This is a genomic window from Companilactobacillus mindensis DSM 14500 (genome assembly GCF_001434275.1).
Taxonomy (GTDB): domain Bacteria; phylum Bacillota; class Bacilli; order Lactobacillales; family Lactobacillaceae; genus Companilactobacillus; species Companilactobacillus mindensis.
Window position 1 is genome coordinate 1 of sequence record NZ_AZEZ01000082.1, and the last position, 3,048, is coordinate 3,048.

Sequence of the window (3,048 nt, forward strand, 5' to 3'; positions counted from 1 at the left end):
TCGCCACCAAGTTAGCGCCCATGCCGGGCGCACTACACTAATAGGTCATCCAAAAAAAAATCAGCTGGATGGCCTATTAGTGTATCGCTTTAAATGAAGTATCGAATCATTGGATCTAAAATTTTAATACTACTAATGTAAAACAAATAAAAACCGTTTAGTCTGGAGTGGAATCCCGGCGGACTCTCACGTGGTAGTCTCTTGGCTGGTGCACTTTACCAGGTTAGAGACAGACGATCTTCAAAACAATTCGTAGAATTGGTTCTAAGTCGCTCTCACAGTATTCCAAATCCGCCGGGATTTCATGGAAGACGGCAGTGAACAACCAAACTTGAAAAAGAACCAAATTTTCAATTAACACCTCGAAATAATTATTCCAAATATCCCATCATTTCCAGCCAGTTGAAGGCCAAATTGATCCATTCAGCTGACCAAGCATTCAAATATTTATCTTTGCCCGGTTTTTTAGTCACGTAAGTTCCCAAAGCCAATCCGTGAATCCCCGACCCAAACAAGTGATATTCGACCGGCAATCCTAACTGATCCATTTTATCGACATACATTAAGGAATTCGATACACTGACCAGTTCATCCGTACGCGTTTGCCAAATAAAAGTTGGTTTAGAGTGCTCATTCAAATAAGCTTGCGTCTGCCAGAAAGTTTTATCGGTACTGATCTGATACATAACTTTCTCATCAATGGGAAAACTATTTTTAACCGTCATATCGATCACCGGATAACCTAAAATCACTGCCGCAAAGTCATCGTCATATTGTTCCAAACTATATGTGTGGCGTAATTTAGGGTCGGTTCCGATGCCGTTGTAAGCTGCTACTACTTGCCCACCAGCGGAAAAACCAGTTAAAATAATTTTACTTTTGTCGATATGACGCAAATTAGCTTGTTGTTTGACCCAATCGATAGTTTTGCCCATTTCTTGTAAAGCCAAGGGAAAAACTGGTTCATCGTCGATCAATTTATATTCCAAGACGACCACGTGCAGCCCCAAGGAATTGAATCGTAAGGCTATTGGTTCTTCTTCACGCTGCGAATGGAAAGTAAAGCCACCACCAGGACAAATTATCATCACCGGATAATCGACAGTTTTGCCAAAATCTGCCACTTGATCGAGCCAGTAGCTTTTAACCTTGAATTTGTGTCCAGAAACTGATAAGTTATCTGTTCTTGTTTGCATTGTTCAAACCTCCATTACCATTTTAATGCTCTAAATAATTGACGGTTAGTACAAATACTAATCATTTAAGTAGACAAAAACGTATCGAAACTCTATTATGATTTAGATGTAAAATGAATTTTTAAGGAGTACTCATGAGGAAAAATTCATGGATTGTTTGGCTATTATTGCTGGCCGGTGCATTTGTCGTTGTGGAACTGCATCCCCAAGTCGTACCGCAAGTTGAAAGCCAAGTTAAAGCAACAAATGACAAAGTTCAACCATATTTATATTTAATCAAAACTAATATTGAGAGTAAATTAAACGGCACTACTAAAACTACAACTGAGAAACAAGTTGGTAAAGTTTCTACTCCCATTGAAGAACCGCTGAAGAACATGATCACTGCCAAAACTTACTATTATCATTTTGACAACAACGTACCCGAAAACGTTCAGCAAGTCTTCCAAAACGCTGTCGATACGTATAATAACACCGGTATTGTCAGATTGATCCCCCAAAAATCAGAACCCAACCAAAATAACATTACTTTTTTCATCTATCACAAAAAAATCAACAACATCGCTTCCAGTACTGTCGAGTTAGGTAATGGTGGTCCGTCAGCTTTGCAGCTCAATAACTACGCTATCAACAGTGGCCGAGCTGGTTTGAATATGACTTATCCCAATATGTCAGTCAAGAATTCCGTCGCTATGCACGAACTTGGTCATGCGTTGGGATTGGCACACAGTTCCTACACCAATTCGGTCATGTATCCAGTCGATCAAGGCGTCACTAAATTATCTGAAGCCGACCTCAACGGTTTGCGCAAAATTTATAATCAGTCAACTACCACGGACTAAAGTCCGTGGCTTGTAAGTAATAAACAAGCTCTCTGTTTATTAGCTACAATTTGCATAGATACAGCACTGCGTGTCATCCGAAGATGATATGTCTTACACGCTAATTACCAATGCCTTTTTAGTCCGCAAGTTGCCAAACGGACTTTATATTTCTATTGTTTTGTCAATCCTTTATTCAGGATATTAATAGCCGCATTATGATCTCTAAGGTGATGTTTATGACAGACTGGACAAGTCCAATGTCTGTCGGTTAGAGTCAATTTGTCAGCACCACTCAAAATGTGTCCGCAATCAGAACATGTTTGGGTGGTGTTTTTTGGATCTATAGTCAAAAATTTTCTACCATATAAATCAGCTTTATAAGCTAACATGTTTAGAAATGTTCTCCACCCAACGTCGGAGATTGACATTTCCAAAACATGATTTTTTAACATATTTGAACTTCTCAACTCTTCAGCTACTATCAAATCGTGGTTATTGATAAGTTTAGTAGATAAGACATTCAAGAAGTTATTACGTTGATTGCGTATTTTGGTATTCAGTTTTGAAACTAAAAGTCTCTGTTTCTGATAGTTCTTTGATTCTCTTAATTTACGGTGTTCTTTTTTAGCACGGTTCATACGACGTGATAGAATTCTTCGTTCTTTGGATAATCTCTTTTTCATTTTTCGATAGAATCTAGGATTATCGATTACAACATTATCACTGGTAGTAAGGAAGTTCTCAGTATTCAAATCAATGCCAATATTACTACCAGTTTTTACTTTACGCTCGACAAATGGTGTATCAGAACTAAGCTGAAGTGAAATAAAATATCGGTTACATGGATCTTTACAAAGAGTTACGGTTCCAATACGTATATTCTGTTTATCATGAAAAATTTCTTTCTTGTATCCTTTGATTCTAAGTTTTCCCAATTTAGGAACCTTGATGTGCTTATCATCTAGGAATCTGACTGACCCAGTATAAACATTCATTTTAGATTTCTTTGAATACTGACAGGAAGTTTG

At 37.9% G+C, this 3,048-nt stretch carries 3 protein-coding genes; 1 reads left to right on the forward strand and 2 read right to left on the reverse strand.

The features are described from left to right. Positions 1-371: 371 nt before the first annotated feature. Positions 372-1,196, reverse strand: a complete 825-nt coding sequence (locus tag FD29_RS07420) for an alpha/beta hydrolase (RefSeq protein WP_057888309.1) — start codon at positions 1,194-1,196, stop codon at positions 372-374. Between the two features lie 134 nt (positions 1,197-1,330). On the opposite strand from FD29_RS07420, the gene FD29_RS07425 reads away from it, so the two are divergent. After that, positions 1,331-2,038 carry a M57 family metalloprotease gene (locus tag FD29_RS07425; protein ID WP_057888310.1) on the forward strand — a complete coding sequence of 236 codons (708 nt, stop codon included), beginning with the start codon at positions 1,331-1,333 and terminating at the stop codon, positions 2,036-2,038. A 152-nt stretch (positions 2,039-2,190) separates the two neighbouring features. Here the strand turns inward: FD29_RS07425 and FD29_RS07430 are convergent. Beyond that, positions 2,191-3,048, reverse strand: an 858-nt coding sequence (locus tag FD29_RS07430; protein ID WP_235804279.1) for an RNA-guided endonuclease InsQ/TnpB family protein, incomplete at its 5' end; no start/stop codon positions are given.

Excerpts from the sequence above, each read along its gene's own strand:
- FD29_RS07420 (WP_057888309.1), bottom strand. The coding sequence starts at position 1,196 with ATGCAAACAAGAACAGATAACTTATCAGTTTCTGGACACAAATTCAAG.
- FD29_RS07425 (WP_057888310.1), top strand. The coding sequence starts at position 1,331 with ATGAGGAAAAATTCATGGATTGTTTGGCTATTATTGCTGGCCGGTGCA.